Origin of the sequence: Nocardioides sp. ChNu-99 (genome assembly GCF_029493445.1) — a bacterium.
In the GTDB taxonomy this organism is placed as follows: Bacteria; Actinomycetota; Actinomycetes; order Propionibacteriales; family Nocardioidaceae; genus Nocardioides.
Genome location: NZ_JAHWBL010000017.1, coordinates 46,922 through 61,648, shown reverse-complemented (window position 1 = coordinate 61,648; position 14,727 = coordinate 46,922). Strand labels below are relative to the sequence as shown.

Sequence of the window (14,727 nt, the reverse complement as noted above, 5' to 3'; positions counted from 1 at the left end):
CGCGAGCGCGGCGCGGGAGGCCGCGCACGCCTCGGCCGTCGTCACCGCGGTGCGCGCCGGCGACCGCGCGGTGGCCTCCCGTCCCGCCCCCGAGCCACGGGCTCCTGGTACGCCGGCGCCCCGGCCCGCGACCACGACGCCGGCCGCGGCGCTGAGCATGCTGCGCGAGGCGATCGAGCTCGGGTCGACCGTGCGGATCGCGTACGTCGACAACCACGGCACCTTCCTCGAGCGCGTCGTCGACCCCCGCCGGGTCGAGGGCGGCCAGCTCACGGCGTACGACCACCGCAGCGACGACGAGCGCGTCTTCGCCGTGCACCGCATCACGGCGGTCCACGCCGTGTAGCCGGGGTGCGGCCGCCGTGCAGCGGCGGTGCGGCCGCCGTACGGGTGGCTCGTACGCTGGAGCGGTGAACGGCCCCCTCATCGTCCAGTCGGACAAGACGCTCCTGCTCGAGATCGGCCACGAGCAGGCGGCGGAGTGCCGCAAGGCGATCGCGCCGTTCGCCGAGCTGGAGCGCAGCCCGGAGCACGTGCACACCTACCGGCTCACCCCGCTGGGGCTGTGGAACGCGCGCGCCGCGGGCCACGACGCCGAGCAGGTCGTCGACACCCTGCTGTCCTACAGCCGCTACCCGGTGCCGCACGCGCTGCTGGTGGACGTCGCCGAGACGATGGCCCGCTACGGCCGGCTGCGCCTCGAGAAGCACCCCGTGCACGGCCTCGTGCTGTCGACGACCGACCGGCCGGTGCTCGAGGAGGTGCTGCGCGCCAAGCGCGTCCAGGGCATGCTCGGCGAGCGCGTCGACCCCGACACCGTGGCCGTGCACCCCTCCGAGCGCGGCAACCTCAAGCAGGCGCTGCTCAAGATCGGCTGGCCCGCGGAGGACTACGCGGGGTACGTCGACGGCGAGGCCCACGCCATCTCGCTCAACGAGGACGAGTGGACGCTGCGGCCCTACCAGCGCGAGGCCGCCGACTCGTTCTGGCACGGCGGCTCGGGCGTCGTGGTGCTGCCCTGCGGCGCCGGCAAGACCCTCGTCGGCGCGGCCTCGATGGCGCACGCCCAGGCGACGACACTGATCCTCGTCACCAACACCGTCAGCGCGCGGCAGTGGAAGGACGAGCTGGTCAAGCGCACGTCGCTGACGGAGGAGGAGATCGGCGAGTACTCCGGCTCGACCAAGGAGATCCGGCCCGTCACCATCGCGACGTACCAGGTGCTGACCACGAAGCGGAAGGGCGTCTACCCCCACCTCGAGCTGCTGGACGCCCGCGACTGGGGCCTCATCGTGTACGACGAGGTGCACCTCCTGCCCGCGCCCATCTTCCGGATGACGGCGAACCTGCAGGCCCGCCGGCGCATCGGCCTGACCGCCACGCTGGTGCGGGAGGACGGGCGCGAGGGCGACGTGTTCAGCCTCATCGGTCCCAAGCGGTACGACGCGCCCTGGAAGGACATCGAGAGCCAGGGCTGGATCGCGCCCGCCGACTGCGTCGAGGTGCGGGTGACGCTGCCCGACGACGAACGACTGGTCTACGCGACCGCGGAGCCGGAGGAGCGCTACCGGCTGGCGGCCTGCACGAGCCGCAAGACGCAGGTCGTGAAGTCGCTGGTCGAGAAGCACGCCGCGCAGCCGCTGCTCGTGATCGGGCAGTACATCGAGCAGCTCGACGAGCTCGCCGCCGCCCTCGACGCCCCCGTCATCAAGGGCGAGACGACGGTCAAGGAGCGCCAGCGGCTGTTCGAGGCGTTCCGCACCGGGGAGATCCGGCGGCTGGTGGTGTCGAAGGTCGCGAACTTCTCCATCGACCTGCCGAGCGCCGAGGTCGCCATCCAGGTGTCGGGCTCGTTCGGCTCGCGGCAGGAGGAGGCCCAGCGCCTCGGGCGGCTGCTGCGCCCCGGCGACCCCGGCCCCGGCGGCGAGCGCAAGGTCGCGCGGTTCTACACCGTCGTCTCCCGCGACACCGTCGACGCCGACTTCGCGCAGAACCGCCAGCGCTTCCTCGCCGAGCAGGGGTACGCGTACCGCATCCTCGACGCGGAGGAGCTGGGGGTGTGAGCCCTCCTCGACCCGTCGAGGTGTACGTCGGCGGGTGGGAGCACGACTGCTGCGGTGAGGCCGTGCAGCGCGGTGAGGTAGTCCGATGGACGTGCCTGCCGTACGACGGCCGCCTGGATCGCGCCTGGCATCTGGACCCGGAGCGGGCGGAGCCGTTCGTGGAGGTGAGCGGGCGGGTGGTCGACCTCGCGATGGTCGTGGGCGACGGGCGCGTCCCGGTGGAGCGGCTGCCGAGCGGGTCGGAGCTCGTGGGTCTCGTCGACGACGGAGGTGACCGCTCCTTCGACGACGACGTGGTGCCGACGGTGGTGGTCGTCGCGACGGGCGAGGTCCTCCGCGTCGACGACGACGCGTGGTTCGTCGTCACTGTCCAGGCGTGAGCTAGCAGCGTGCCTCGACAGGGCTGCCCCGCGCGGTAGCCGGGTGGGCCCGTCAGGCGGTGGTGCGGTGCTCGCGGGACCACCTCCGGTGGCGGCGCAGCTCACGGATGCTGAAGACCACCATCCCGACGAAGATCACGACCTGGAGCACGCGGAGGGTCACCACCAGCGGGTCGGACAGACCGTCGATGCCCCGCAGCGCGAGCAGGACGAAGAACCCCACGGAGAGGCCGAGCCCCACCCACCGGTGAGGCCCGCTCGGCGGCGGCGGGACAGCTGCCAGTGTCTCCCGCATCCGGCGCGCCTCGGGTGAGTCCGGGTTCCGCTGCACCCGTCGCGCGCGCACGTAGCCCGCGACGAACATCAGCGCGAGGAGGAGGGCGAGCACGGCCACGACGGCCGCCCCCACCCGCGCGCCGCCCTCGTCGCGCACTGCCCAGGTCCCGAACAAGATCGTGAGGGCGAGAGTGGCAGCGACGGAGACGACCGTGCGCCTCAGCGTCAGCACGGTGTGGGCGGGCTGCTCGGGGTGCGTCACGGGGACTCCTGGGGTCGGGCTCGGCGGGCGAGCCTCCCGATAGGCCCGGGCGCCTGGCTACCCGACGTCCGCCGCCGCCAAACGCGGCACGCGCCTGCCGTCGCCGCGGGTCCGACGTACGCCGGCGCGTGGCTCAGCCGCTCAGTGCTGCGCGAGGAGGCGCCGCAGCGCCGTGACGGCGATCCCGACGAGGAGCGGGGCGCCGACCGCTGTCGCCACCACGTCCCACCAGGCCGTGAGCATGCCGTCATCGGTCGAGACGAGCCCGCTGACGCCGTTGAGCAGCAGGAGGAGACCGATCAGGACGCCCATCAGCAACTGCCAGGCACCGACCGGCCTCGACAGGTCCACACGCCTCCCCTGCCGGCGCCGGGCCCGCTCGCCGATCCCCTTCTGGACCGCGGACCAGACGACCTGCGCCGCGGTGATCCCGGCACCGACGACGATCAGCCAGGCGGCCCACCACTCGGCCTCGGAACCTCCGTCGCGCTGCATCGCGAGGAAGGTCACCGCGGCCACCGGCGTCACGACGACCCAGGTGCCGTGCGCGGCCCACGGCCACGGCTGCTCTCCCCGGCGGTAGCCCCGCTCGCGCAGCACCTCCCGCGTCTGTCGCCGGGCGCCAACCCCTGCGCGGAAGGACACCACGAAGGCACCGGCCGTCACGAGCAGGAGCAGGCAGGCGATCGCGGTTGCGACGGGGTCGTCGTCCCCCGCGTCCGACCCGAGGAGGACGCCGGCGGCCGCCGCTGAGAAGCCCCCGACCATCGCCGCCCCGAGGCTGGCCCTCGGAACGTGCACCCCGTGGTCGTTCCGCATGTCCCCACCTCCGTCGGACCACGCGATGCGTCCGCTCGCGCTCCCTGCTCGGTACCCGTGCCGCCCGTCGCGACCGGCCCCGAACCTAGCTGCCGGGACAGGGCCCGGTCCGGTGTTCGGCTCGATCCGACGGGAGCGGGCTCGCGCAACGGTCTGGACCAGCCGGATCGGAGCAGCCGTTCACCTCGGGTGAGCCGCCGACCGGCCGATGCTGCCGTCGATCCGTGACCAGCCGCGACCGGGGGGGCGCCCGTGCTGCAGACCTTGACCTGTCCCGTGTGCAGGAACGACGTGCCGCCGAACGCGGCGAGCTGCCGCTCGTGCCACCTACCCATGCGGGACGTGACGCGCAACCAGTCGCTGGCACGCCCCCGGTGGTCGCGGCGGGCGCGCGTCCAGACGCGTCTGTGGGGTCTGCTCGTGTACGGCGGCATCCTCGCGTGGTGCCTGGTCCAGCTGCCGACGGCGGCCGTGTTCGTCGTACCCGCCGTGGCCGTCGGAGCGGTGCTGCACGTGGTGCGAGGCCGTCCTGTCCTCGGCGCGCTCCTGTTCCTCGTCATCCTCGTGGTGGCACCGTCGCTCTTCTGGCAGTCGATGCTCACCGACACGATGGACTCGCTCGGGTCGCGCCTCTGAGCGGGTCCCCTACATCGAGGCGTACGGCACGAACAGCCGCACCGGCCCCTCCGCCATACGGGCCCGCAGGTCGTCGCTCGGCCGGCCGAGCGTCTCCCCCTCCACGGACGTCGCGGTCGCGAGGATGGCCTGCATGAGGTCGTCCCCGATGTTGGCCAGGTGCTCGACGAGGGCGGCGGAGTCGCGGTAGCGCTCGATCACGACGGCGCCCGTCTCGTCGTCGTCGAGGTAGATGTCGTACTGCAGCGTCCCGCTGTCCTTCGTCCGGACGATCTCCATGCAGCGGGCCGAGAGCCGCTTGAACTCGGCGGCGCCGCCGTCGACGAAGGTGAAGCGGGCGATGCCGAGCAGCTCGTCCCGGCGGTCGTCGAAGTGCTGCATTCTTCCTCCTGGGGTGTGCGTGGGGGCACGGTCGTAGGTACGACCAGTCCCACCCTGCCGAGTCATCGGTCGGCCGACCGTTCCCCTGCCACCCGCCGGGTCGGCCTACGTCCGCCGCGTGAACCGCAGCTTGCCGGTGCCCAGCCTCTCCGTGAGGTACGCCGGGTCGTGGGCGACGCGGTGGTGGCGGTGGCAGAGCAGGCGCCCCTCGTCGACCGACGTGCGCCCGCCCCGCGACCAGGGCGTCTCGTGGTGCGCCTCGCAGCGCTGCGGCGGGGCGTCGCAGCCTTCTGCGGTGCAGCCCCGGTCGCGGACGACGAGCGCGATGCGCTGCGCCCGGTTGTGGAGGCGCGCAGCCCGGCCGAGGTCGAGGACCTCGCTCGCGGTGCCGAGGACCGCGGGCACGAGGTCGGCACCGCAGGCCAGGCGCCGGGCCTCGCCCGGCGAGATCCGGTGACCGGTGTCGAGGCTCGCCGCCGCGAGACCGCCGGTCAGGGTGTCGAGCGGCATCGTCACCACGACGGTGGCCCCCGCGCCCGCTGCGTCCGGCAGGTCGGCGTCGCGCATCCTCTCGACCAGCTCGGCGAACGCCTCCCCGCGTCGGAGCCACGACGGCCGCTGCTCGTCACCGTCCGCGACCCCGTCGCCGTCGCGCAGGTGGTCGCGCCGCGGGGAGGCGATCGCGTCGAGGATCTTGGCCAGCATGGCGCCGTGCAGCTCGGGCAGCACGAAGCGCCCGTGCACGCAGCCCTGGCCGTCCTCCCGCATCGTCAGCGAGACCTTCGCCGCGGCCGCCCGCTCCTCCGTGGCCAGCAGCGCCGCCTCCCGCGCCTCGCCGACGGCCGGGGCGACGACGTCGAGGATCCGCCGCCCCAGCACGCGCAGCTCCTTGGCGTCGTGGTCGCCCGCCAGGCCGACCAGCGTCCGCTCCGCCTCGCGCAACAGGTCGCCGCTCACGTCGTCGGCGAGGTCGTCGAGGGCCCGCACGATCACCTCCGCCTGGTCCGGCGCCACGGCCCCGCGCGCTGCGGCGACAGCGAGGGCGTCGTACCGCTCCTCGGCGGCCACGGCCGCCCGCACCCGGCGGTGGGCGTCCGCCCGCGTCACCCGGGTGGCGTTCGCGAGCCAGACCGCGGTCGACGGCGCGCCGTTCTCGTCCTCCACCCGCACGGCCGCCGCGTGGGCCAGGACCCGGGCGCGCAGGGCGGCCAGGCGGTTCGCCGCACGCTCGAGCTCGACGAGCGCCGCACCCGTCTCGCTCGGTGACGCGCTCAGCAGGCCGACCTCGAACCCCTCACCCACCACGTCGTCGAGACGCGCGAGCACCTCGGTGAGGGGGTGCAGCGCGGTCGCGGTCATGGGTCCATGACACCAGCGAGCACCGACAGTTCCGGGGTCGGCGGACGACTCTCCACAGGTCGGTCCGCGGGGGCGGGCGGCCGGTCGGCGACAGGGTCGCCGCCCCCTCACCACGCCCCCTCACCACGCCGTGTGCGCGACCACCTCGACCTCGGAGGACAGGCTCGCCGACGGCTCGAACCCCGTCCCACCGGGCTGCACCGAGACCACGATGCCGGTGGCGCGGTCGAGGGCGACGTCGTACCAGGGCGGGTACGTCGCGCCCTCCCGCACCGGCAGCCCCGAGTCCCGGGCGGCGACGGCCGACCACAGCAGGGCGCAGCAGCCGCACCGCGGTTCGTAGCCCTCCACGGGGACGGCCCGCGCGGTCCACGTCTCCCGCCCCGCCCGCTCCTCGGAGGCCAGGGCGTCCAGCTCCACGCCGGCTGCGAGCTCGACCGGGTCGAGCAGGGCCACCCAGCTGTAGTCGCGCCACACCGGGTCGTCGTACACGACGCCCAGGTCCCGCGGCCGACGGCGAATCAGGCCGTCGCGCCGGCGTACGGGCTCGACCTCGTGCGGTCGCCGCCACTCCGGGGCACGCGCCGCGCCGCCCAGAGGGACCCACACCGCCGACGGCGGCCCCTCCTCCACGACCTGCTCCGCCCCGGAGGGGAACCGCAGGCGCAGGCGCCCCGGTCGCTCCACCCACGCCTCGACCCGCCCGAGCCCGCCCCGGTAGCGCAGGTGCGCCGACCGCCACAGCCACGGCGAGCTGCGCGCCAGCGCCCGGAGGTCCTTCGCGGTCGGGGTCATCGCGCCACCGTAGGTGCCCCCGGAACCCCCCACCACCCCTGCGACACTGGCCCGGTGAGCGACGCACCCACCCACCTGCAGATCGGCGAGGTCGCGGCGCGGACGGGGCTGAGCCTGCGGACGATCCGCTACTACGACGAGATGGGTCTCGTGGCGCCGTCGGCCCGGACGGCGGGCGGGTTCCGGCTCTACACCGAGCCCGACCTCGCGCGGCTCGGGCTCATCATGCAGATGAAGCCGCTCGGGTTCACCCTCGACCAGATGCGCGACCTGCTCGGCATCGTCGACGCCCTCGCCGCGGACGCCGACCAGGATCCCGACGCCGCCCCCGACCCCGATGAGCGCCACCGCCTCCTCACGAGCCTCGCCGCCTACCACGCGGACGCCGAGGAGCGGGTGACGAAGGTACGCCGCGAGCTCGCCACCGCCGAGGCCTTCGCCGCCGACCTCGCTGCGACGCTGGAGCGCGCCGACACCTGAGCAGACCATCCCTCGTGGCGCAGGCCACACAGCCCCGGCTTTGCAACCCTCACGCAACGTGAGGTTTGCTGCGGCGGTGACCTCCGCCGTACCCGCGACGCCCGCGACACCCGTGCAGCCCCCGCCCGACCACCGCGTGCGGACCGCGCTCCGCTCCCCCGCCGTGCTGCGCCGCGAGGTCGTCGCCGGCCTCGTCGTCGCGCTCGCGCTCATCCCCGAGGCCATCTCGTTCTCGATCATCGCGGGCGTCGACCCGCGCCTCGGCCTCTTCGCGTCGTTCACGATGGCGGTCAGCATCGCGTTCCTCGGGGGCCGGCCCGCGATGATCTCTGCCGCCACCGGTGCGGTCGCGCTGGTCATCGCGCCGGTGGTGCGCGACCACGGGGTCGACCACCTCATCGCCACCGTCATCCTCGGCGGTCTCATCCAGGTCGCGCTGGCCCTCGCCGGCGTCGCCCGGCTCATGCGCTTCGTGCCGCGCTCGGTGATGGTGGGGTTCGTCAACGCCCTGGCCATCCTGATCTTCACGGCCCAGCTGCCCTACCTGCGCGACGTGCCCTGGCTGGTCTACCCCCTCGTCGCCGCGGGCATCGCGATGATGGTGCTCCTCCCCCGCCTCACCGACGTCGTGCCGGCCCCGCTGGTGGCCATCGTCGTGCTGACCGCGCTCACCCTCGCCGCCGGCTGGGTGCTGCCCGACGTCGCGGACCAGGGCGAGCTGCCCGACACGCTGCCCACGTTCCTCGTGCCCGACGTGCCGTTCACGCTGGAGACCCTCGAGATCATCGCCCCCTACGCGCTCGCGATGGCGCTCGTCGGCCTGCTCGAGTCGCTGCTCACCGCCAAGCTCGTCGACGACATCACCGACACGCCCTCCGACAAGACGCGCGAGTCGTGGGGCCAGGGCGCGGCCAACGTCATCACGGGGTTCACCGGCGGCATGGGCGGCTGCGCGATGATCGGCCAGACGATGATCAACGTGAAGGCGTCGGGCGCCCGCACGCGCATCTCGACCTTCTGCGCCGGCCTCTTCCTGCTGGTCCTCGTCGTGGGCCTGGGCGACGTCGTCGGTCGCATCCCGATGGCCGCCCTCGTCGCGGTGATGATCATGGTCGCCGTGGGCACCTTCGACTGGCACAGCGTCGCGCCGTCGACCCTGCGCCGCATGCCCCGCAGCGAGACCACCGTCATGGTCAGCACCGTCGTGGTCGTCGTGGCCACCCACAACCTGGCCATCGGCGTGGCCGTCGGCGTGCTCGTCGCGATGGTGCTCTTCGCCCGCCGCGTCGCGCACCTCGCGCGCGTCGACCGCACCGTCGAGACCGACGCCGACGGCGAGCTCGCCCGCTACACCGTCACCGGCGAGCTGTTCTTCGCCTCCAGCAACGACCTCTACAGCCAGTTCGACTACGCCGGCGACCCCCAGCGGGTGCTCGTCGACCTCTCGGCCTCCCACGTGTGGGACGCCTCGACCGTCGCGGCGCTCGACGCCGTCGTGACCAAGTACGCCGGCAAGGGCAAGCACGTCGAGGTGGTCGGGCTGAACAAGGCCAGCGCCGGGATGCACGAGCGGCTCAGCGGTCACCTCGGCGCGCACTGAGGGGAACCGTGGCGGCGACCGGCGCGTCGTACCGGTGATCACCCACCCACGGGAGGACCTGCCATGCCAGCCACCGCCCCGACCGACCGCACCGGACAGGACGGACGCGCCCGCCTCGTCGTCCCCGCCGTGGTGGCGGCCGTCCTCCTCGTCGCCGGCGGCGCCGTCGTGGGCGCCCTCGCCCTGCGCGGCGGGGAGCCGGGTGTCGCTGCCGACCCGGGTACGCCGGAGGCCGCGACGTCCGCCGTACCCGACGACCGGCCGCTTCTCGAGCAGCTCTACGCGGCCGTCGCGCTCGACCCGGGCCTCGCCTTCGTCACGTTCGCGGAGGACCCGGCGACGCGCACCGTCACGGCGTGGATGGCGGACGGCGAGCCGGACCGCGCCGCGGTGCGCTCGGCGACCGCGCCGGTCCTCGACCGCTTCGACCACGAGCTGACGATCGACGACGGCGCCCCGCAGGACGCGGTGGTCGACGAGGCCGATGTGGCGCTCTCCGACGTGGCGACCCAGGTGCAGCAGCGCCTGGTCGGGAGCGGGTCCGGCTTCTCCTGGATCAAGGTCCACGAGGGACTGGGGTGGGTCACGGCGTGGCGCACCACGCCGGACCCGGAGGTCGACGCCGCGCTCGTCGCGCTCGGCGCCGAGCGCGGGGTCACGGTGCAGCTGCTGACCGCCCGCTACACCGAGGAGCACCTGCACGCCGTGATGGAGGACCTCGACCTGGGCGACTCCGGGCAGGGCTTCGCGGCCGTCTCGATGTACGCCCTCCCCGACGGGCTGGTGGTCGAGGTGACCGGCGGCGACACCGAGGCGGCGGCCGCGCGGGAGTTCTACGCCGACGTGCCCGAGGTGGCCCACGTCGTGGGCGGCGCCAGCGCGCCCCAGCCGCTCGGGGCGGTCCTGGACGGCGCCCCGAGCGTCACGGGCTGACCGGGTACGCCGCGCCGCGCGGCACGGCGTACCCGGTCGGGGCTCGACCCGGGCTCAGCCCTGCAGGCTCTCCGCGGCGGCGAGCAGCACGCAGGTCGCGACGCCCTCCATCGCGGCGGTGACCTCGGCGACCGGCGGCAGCGTGGGAGCGAGGCGGATGTTGCGGTCGCGCGGGTCCTCGCCGTACGGGAACGACGAGCCGGCCGGCGTCAGGGCGATGCCGGCCTCCTTCGCGAGCTGGACCACGCGGCGCGCCGTGCCGTCGAGCACGTCGAGGCTGACGAAGTAGCCGCCCGCCGGGTCGGTCCACTCCGCGATGCCGTGCTCGGTCAGGCGCTCGCCGAGGATGCGCTGCACCTCGGCGAACTTCGGGGCGATGAGGTCGCGGTGGCGGCGCATGTGCGCCCGCACGCCCTCGGCGTCGCCGAAGAACTCGACGTGGCGCAGCTGGTTCACCTTGTCGGGGCCGATGGAGTAGAAGCCGAGCCCCTCGAGGTACGCCGCGACGGTGGCGTCCGAGCCGGCGAGGAAGGCGACGCCGGCGCCCGCGAAGGTGATCTTCGAGGTGGAGGCGAACATGACGACGCGGTCCGGGTTCCCCGCCTCGGCGGCCAGGCCGAGGATGTCGGGCGTCGCGGTCTCGACGTCGGTGAGGTGGTGCACCGCGTAGGCGTTGTCCCACAGGATCGTGAAGTCGGGCGCCGCGGTCGGCATCGACGCCAGCGTGCGCGCCACCTCGACCGAGCACACCGAGCCGGTGGGGTTCGCGTAGGTCGGCACGAGCCACATGCCCTTGATCGTCGGGTCGTCGGCGACCATCGTGGCCACGACCTCGGTGTCCGGGCCCTCGTCGGTCAGCGGGACCGGCACGAGCTCGATGCCGAGACGGTCCGCGAGCGCGAAGTGGCGGTCGTAGCCCGGCACGGGGCACAGGAACCGCACGACGTCCTCGACGCCCCACGGCTCGGGGCTGCTCGGGCGCCCGTAGAGCAGCGACTGCACGAGGGTGTCGTGCATGAGCGTCAGGCTCGAGTTGCCGGCCGCGACGACGTTGGCCGGCGAGGTGCCCAGCAGCTCGGCGAAGATCGCGCGCAGCTCGGGCAGGCCCGCGAGCCCCCCGTAGTTGCGCACGTCCGTGCCGTCGGCGGCGACGTGGCCCGACGGCAGCGACAGCAGGCCCTCGGACAGGTCGAGCTGCTCCGGCGACGGCTTGCCCCGCGTCAGGTCGAGCTTCAGACCCTTCGCCTTCAGCTCCGCGTACGCCGCGCGCTGGGCGTCGGCGAAGGCGGCGAGGTCGGCAGGGGCGAGGTCGGGCAGCGCCATCAGGGGCTCACTCTCATCGGTCGCGGTGCAGGCCGGGAACGATCATCGCAGGCGCGCCACCCCGGCGCCCGCCGGTGGGTCCCGGCGTCCGCCGAGCGGACACCCGACGGCGTCGGCGACGCCCGGGCCGACCCCTCAGGCCGCCGGCTGCGTCGGTCCGCGGTGCACGACGCGGCCGGTGGCGCCGGCCTCCTCCAGCACGCGGCGCGCGGCCTCGGCGCTCCCGGCCGAGAGGCCCGTCGCGAGCACGACGGGCGGGCGGTCGGTGGCCTGCTTGGCCGGCAGCAGCTTCCACCCGGTGATCTGCCGGACGGCCTTGACGACCGCCACCTGGTTCGGCCCGGTCGCCAGCAGCTCGACCGCGTGCTCGCCGGGCTGGGACAGGCTCTCGTGCGGCCACGGGCGGGTGAACCGCCGCCACCGCGCCCGGAGCGACCCCTCCGGCTGGTGGTGACCCCTCGCCGTACCCGTCTCCCCACGCATGCCCTCCATGGTGCCGGGCACCGGCGCGCCACCCCACCCGGCGCGGGCGTCGACTCGGCCACACGCACACGACAAACGCGTCGTGCAAGCCGTTTCGCGGCTCCTACGGTGCGGGACGCGGCGGCCGGGTGGTCGCCGCACCCGCGCCGACCGGTGCGGGACGAGACCGGAGAGGGACGACGGCAGGACGACGATGGAGCAGATCACCCCGACGCTCATGAGCTGGGCGTCGATCCTCGAGGAGGACACCCGCGCGCAGGCGGTCACGACGGCCACGATGCCGTTCATCCACCCGCACGTGGCCCTGATGCCCGACGCGCACCTCGGCCTGGGCGCCACCGTGGGGTCGGTCATCCCGACCCTCGGCGCCGTCATGCCCGCCGCCGTCGGCGTCGACATCGGCTGCGGCATGATCGCGGTCCGCACCGCCTGGACGACCGGCCGGCTGCCCGCCGACCGGCGCGCGCTGCGCGAGGCGATCGAGCGCGTCGTACCGCTCTCCGCGGGCGCGGCGAACCGCGACGTCCGCCGCGACCACACGCGCGCCCGGCTCGACGACCTGGCGGCGCGGGCGGAGGCCGCGGGGTTCGACCCCGCCCGCTACGCGGCTCGCTGGGAGCTGCAGCTCGGCACGCTCGGCTCCGGCAACCACTTCATCGAGGTGACCGCCGACGAGCAGCACCGGGTGTGGCTGTTCCTGCACTCCGGCTCGCGCGGCGTGGGCAACGAGATCGCCCAGCGGCACATCGCGGTCGCGCGGCGGCAGTGCGAGCAGGCCGGCGTGGACCTGCCGCACCGCGACCTCGCCTACCTCACCGAGGGCACGCCGGAGTTCGACGCCTACATCATCGAGATGCAGTGGGCGCAGCACTACGCGCTGCTCAACCGCGAGGAGATGATGGACCGGGTCGTCGCCGAGTTCTCGGCGTGGGTCGGCGAGCCCGGGCCGGTCGAGCGCGTCGAGTCCATCAACTGCCACCACAACTACACCGAGCCGGAGGAGCACTTCGGCCGCCGCGTCTGGCTCTCGCGCAAGGGCGCCATCAACGCGGAGGCGGGTCGCCCCGGGCTCATCCCCGGGTCGATGGGCACGGCGTCGTACGTCGTGGTGGGCCGTGGCAACGCGGACGCGCTCCACTCGGCGCCGCACGGCGCGGGCCGGGAGTACTCCCGGACGCGCGCCCGGAAGACGTTCACCCGCGCGCAGCTGCAGGAGTCCATGGCGGGCATCGAGTACCGCGACACCGTCGCGTTCCTCGACGAGATCCCGGCGGCCTACAAGCCGATCGACCGGGTGATGGAGGACGCGGCCGACCTCGTGCGGGTCCGCCACGTGCTGCACCAGCTCGTCAACGTCAAGGGCGACTGAGCGGTACGGCGACCAGCCGACGTCCTGGTCCGGGTACCGGCCGCGGGGCACGATGGAGGGATGCGCGTCCCCCTCATCGGTCCCGTGGTCGGCCCCGTGCTGTCCCCCGTGCTCACGCCGGTCGTGGGCCCGGTGGTCGCGGACGCCCGGCAGCGCCTGGGCCAGGCACTCTTCACCCGGGTCGCGGGGCCGGACGGCGAGCGCATGCGGGCCCGCATCCACGGCCGACCCGGTCCGCGGCGCTTCTCGGTCGACGACCCCATCGGCCGGGTGCACGGCGACGCGTCCATGTTCGTCGGCGGCATGCGGGCGCTGATGCTCCAGACGCTGCACCCCTCGGCCATGGCCGGCGTCGCGCAGCACTCGGCCTACCGCGAGGACATGTGGGGGCGGCTCAACCGCACCGCCACGTTCCTCGCCACCACCACCTTCGCGACCGACGCGGACGCCGACGCGGCGATCAGCGCGATCCGCCGCATCCACGAGCGCATCACGGGCACGACGCGCGACGGCGTGCCCTACGCCGCCTCCGACCCCCACCTGCTGCGCTGGGTCCACGTCGCCGAGATCGACAGCTTCCTCGCCGCGCACCGGGCCTACGGCGCCGAGCCGCTGTCGCCGGAGGACACCGACACGTACGTCGCGCAGGCCGCCCACGTCGCCGAGGCCCTCGGCGCCACCGACGTCCCCCGCAGCCGGGCCGAGCTCGACGAGACCCTCGCCGCCTACCGCCCCGAGCTCCGCGCGACGCCCGAGGCCCGGGAGGCCGTGCGCTACCTGCTGCTCAAGCCCCCGCTCCCGCTGCCGGCCCGCGCGCCGTACGGCGTGCTCGCCGCCGCCGCGGTCGGGCTCATGCCGGCCTGGACGCGGCTGCCGCTGCGTCTGCCCTACCTGCCGCTGACCGAGCGCACCGTCGTGCCCGTCCTGGGCCGGCTGTCGACCGCGACCGTGCGGTGGGCCATGACGTCGGACCGCGACGTCGTCGACGAGCTGCGCGCTTCCACCACCGCGGGGGCCGCCGACGCGCGAGGATGAGCGCGTGCACCCGCCGCCGTACCAGCCGCCGCCGCCGCGCCCGCCCCACCAGCCGCCGTACGGCCAGCAGCCGTACGGCCAGCAGCCGGCGTACCCGCCGGCGTGGCTCGACCTCCACGTCAAGGGCAACGCGCTGACGTCGGCGCTCAACGGCCCGCGCGCGCTGGTCAACGGGGTGCCGGCGCGGGTCTCCTACGGCGGCAACCGCCTCCCGATCCCACCCGGGCCGGTGCAGGTGGAGTGCTACCTCCACTGGATCTTCCAGCAGGGCCGGGCCACGGTGCAGTTCCACGCCCGACCGGGCGACGTCGTGCCCGTCTTCTACGCGCCGCCCTACGTCGCGTTCGTCGGTGGTCGGATCGGGCACGTCCCGCAGCAGCGGCCGGGCCTGTGGGCGTTCCTGCTGCTCATGGTCGTCGTCCTGCTGGCGCTGACGCTCAACGTCGCGCTCTGGCTCGCCTGACGGATCTTCCCCGTCACTTGCGACCTTCTTGAAGGCGGGCGCGGGACGCCGACCCTAGGCTGGCGGCGGC

17 protein-coding genes are annotated in these 14,727 nt (G+C 74.4%); 10 read left to right on the top strand and 7 right to left on the bottom strand.

Annotated elements, in window-relative coordinates; translation table 11 throughout:
• From KK617_RS08035 to KK617_RS08025, 3 genes are all read left to right on the top strand, one after another.
• Positions 1-346, top strand: a 346-nt coding sequence (locus KK617_RS08035) for a WYL domain-containing protein (RefSeq protein WP_346812921.1), incomplete at its 5' end; no start/stop codon positions are given.
• A 64-nt stretch (positions 347-410) separates the two neighbouring features.
• Entirely contained in the window at positions 411-2,063 is a 1,653-nt protein-coding gene (locus tag KK617_RS08030; RefSeq protein WP_277499359.1) for a DNA repair helicase XPB, read from the top strand.
• The gene (locus KK617_RS08025; protein ID WP_277499357.1) at positions 2,060-2,443 is read left to right on the top strand and encodes a DUF6578 domain-containing protein; all 384 of its coding nucleotides are present in this window, start codon (positions 2,060-2,062) and stop codon (positions 2,441-2,443) included. The genes KK617_RS08030 and KK617_RS08025 overlap by 4 nt, the downstream gene beginning before the upstream one ends.
• A 52-nt stretch (positions 2,444-2,495) precedes the next feature.
• Here the strand turns inward: KK617_RS08025 and KK617_RS08020 are convergent, their stop codons facing one another.
• Both KK617_RS08020 and KK617_RS08015 read right to left on the bottom strand, forming a co-directional pair.
• Positions 2,496-2,981, bottom strand: coding sequence for a hypothetical protein (locus KK617_RS08020; protein ID WP_277499355.1), 486 nt, complete (start codon positions 2,979-2,981; stop codon positions 2,496-2,498).
• A gap of 141 nt (positions 2,982-3,122) precedes the next feature.
• Complete coding sequence (locus tag KK617_RS08015; protein WP_277499353.1) at positions 3,123-3,800, bottom strand: hypothetical protein; 678 nt, start codon at positions 3,798-3,800, stop codon at positions 3,123-3,125.
• Positions 3,801-4,142: 342 nt separating this feature from the next.
• Between KK617_RS08015 and KK617_RS08010 the strand changes: the two genes are divergently transcribed.
• Positions 4,143-4,436 (top strand): hypothetical protein, encoded by a 294-nt coding sequence (locus KK617_RS08010; RefSeq protein WP_277499350.1) that lies wholly within the window; start codon positions 4,143-4,145, stop codon positions 4,434-4,436.
• Between the two features lie 9 nt (positions 4,437-4,445).
• Here the strand turns inward: KK617_RS08010 and KK617_RS08005 are convergent, their stop codons facing one another.
• The 3 genes from KK617_RS08005 to KK617_RS07995 all read right to left on the bottom strand — a co-directional run bounded on the left by KK617_RS08005 (position 4,446) and on the right by KK617_RS07995 (position 6,971).
• A complete protein-coding gene (locus KK617_RS08005; protein WP_277499347.1) occupies positions 4,446-4,817 on the bottom strand; it encodes an antibiotic biosynthesis monooxygenase in 372 nt (123 codons plus the stop codon).
• Positions 4,818-4,922: 105 nt separating this feature from the next.
• Positions 4,923-6,176 carry an HNH endonuclease signature motif containing protein gene (locus tag KK617_RS08000; protein ID WP_277499346.1) on the bottom strand — a complete coding sequence of 418 codons (1,254 nt, stop codon included), beginning with the start codon at positions 6,174-6,176 and terminating at the stop codon, positions 4,923-4,925.
• 120 nt (positions 6,177-6,296) lie between these two features.
• Entirely contained in the window at positions 6,297-6,971 is a 675-nt protein-coding gene (locus tag KK617_RS07995; RefSeq protein ID WP_277499344.1) for a hypothetical protein, read from the bottom strand.
• A gap of 54 nt (positions 6,972-7,025) precedes the next feature.
• Between KK617_RS07995 and KK617_RS07990 the strand changes: the two genes are divergently transcribed.
• The 3 genes from KK617_RS07990 to KK617_RS07980 all read left to right on the top strand — a co-directional run bounded on the left by KK617_RS07990 (position 7,026) and on the right by KK617_RS07980 (position 9,984).
• Complete coding sequence (locus tag KK617_RS07990) at positions 7,026-7,451, top strand: MerR family transcriptional regulator (RefSeq protein WP_277499343.1); 426 nt, start codon at positions 7,026-7,028, stop codon at positions 7,449-7,451.
• A gap of 136 nt (positions 7,452-7,587) precedes the next feature.
• Complete coding sequence (locus tag KK617_RS07985) at positions 7,588-9,051, top strand: SulP family inorganic anion transporter (protein WP_277499363.1); 1,464 nt, start codon at positions 7,588-7,590, stop codon at positions 9,049-9,051.
• A gap of 63 nt (positions 9,052-9,114) precedes the next feature.
• A complete protein-coding gene (locus tag KK617_RS07980; protein WP_277499342.1) occupies positions 9,115-9,984 on the top strand; it encodes a hypothetical protein in 870 nt (289 codons plus the stop codon).
• 54 nt (positions 9,985-10,038) lie between these two features.
• Here KK617_RS07980 and KK617_RS07975 read toward each other — a convergent pair whose 3' ends face one another.
• Both KK617_RS07975 and KK617_RS07970 read right to left on the bottom strand, forming a co-directional pair.
• On the bottom strand, positions 10,039-11,307 hold the full coding sequence (locus KK617_RS07975; protein ID WP_277499341.1) for an aminotransferase class I/II-fold pyridoxal phosphate-dependent enzyme: 1,269 nt from the start codon (positions 11,305-11,307) through the stop codon (positions 10,039-10,041).
• Positions 11,308-11,442: 135 nt separating this feature from the next.
• A complete protein-coding gene (locus KK617_RS07970; RefSeq protein WP_277499339.1) occupies positions 11,443-11,790 on the bottom strand; it encodes a ribosomal protein L7/L12 in 348 nt (115 codons plus the stop codon).
• Positions 11,791-11,983: 193 nt separating this feature from the next.
• Between KK617_RS07970 and KK617_RS07965 the strand changes: the two genes are divergently transcribed.
• From KK617_RS07965 to KK617_RS07955, 3 genes are read left to right on the top strand one after another with little or no spacing between them, the layout of a single operon-like run.
• On the top strand, positions 11,984-13,159 hold the full coding sequence (locus KK617_RS07965) for an RtcB family protein (RefSeq protein ID WP_277499338.1): 1,176 nt from the start codon (positions 11,984-11,986) through the stop codon (positions 13,157-13,159).
• A gap of 60 nt (positions 13,160-13,219) precedes the next feature.
• Positions 13,220-14,194: an oxygenase MpaB family protein gene (locus KK617_RS07960; protein ID WP_277499335.1), complete on the top strand. Its 975-nt coding sequence runs from the start codon at positions 13,220-13,222 to the stop codon at positions 14,192-14,194.
• Between the two features lie 4 nt (positions 14,195-14,198).
• Positions 14,199-14,657 (top strand): hypothetical protein, encoded by a 459-nt coding sequence (locus KK617_RS07955; protein ID WP_277499332.1) that lies wholly within the window; start codon positions 14,199-14,201, stop codon positions 14,655-14,657.
• Positions 14,658-14,727: the final 70 nt, after the last annotated feature.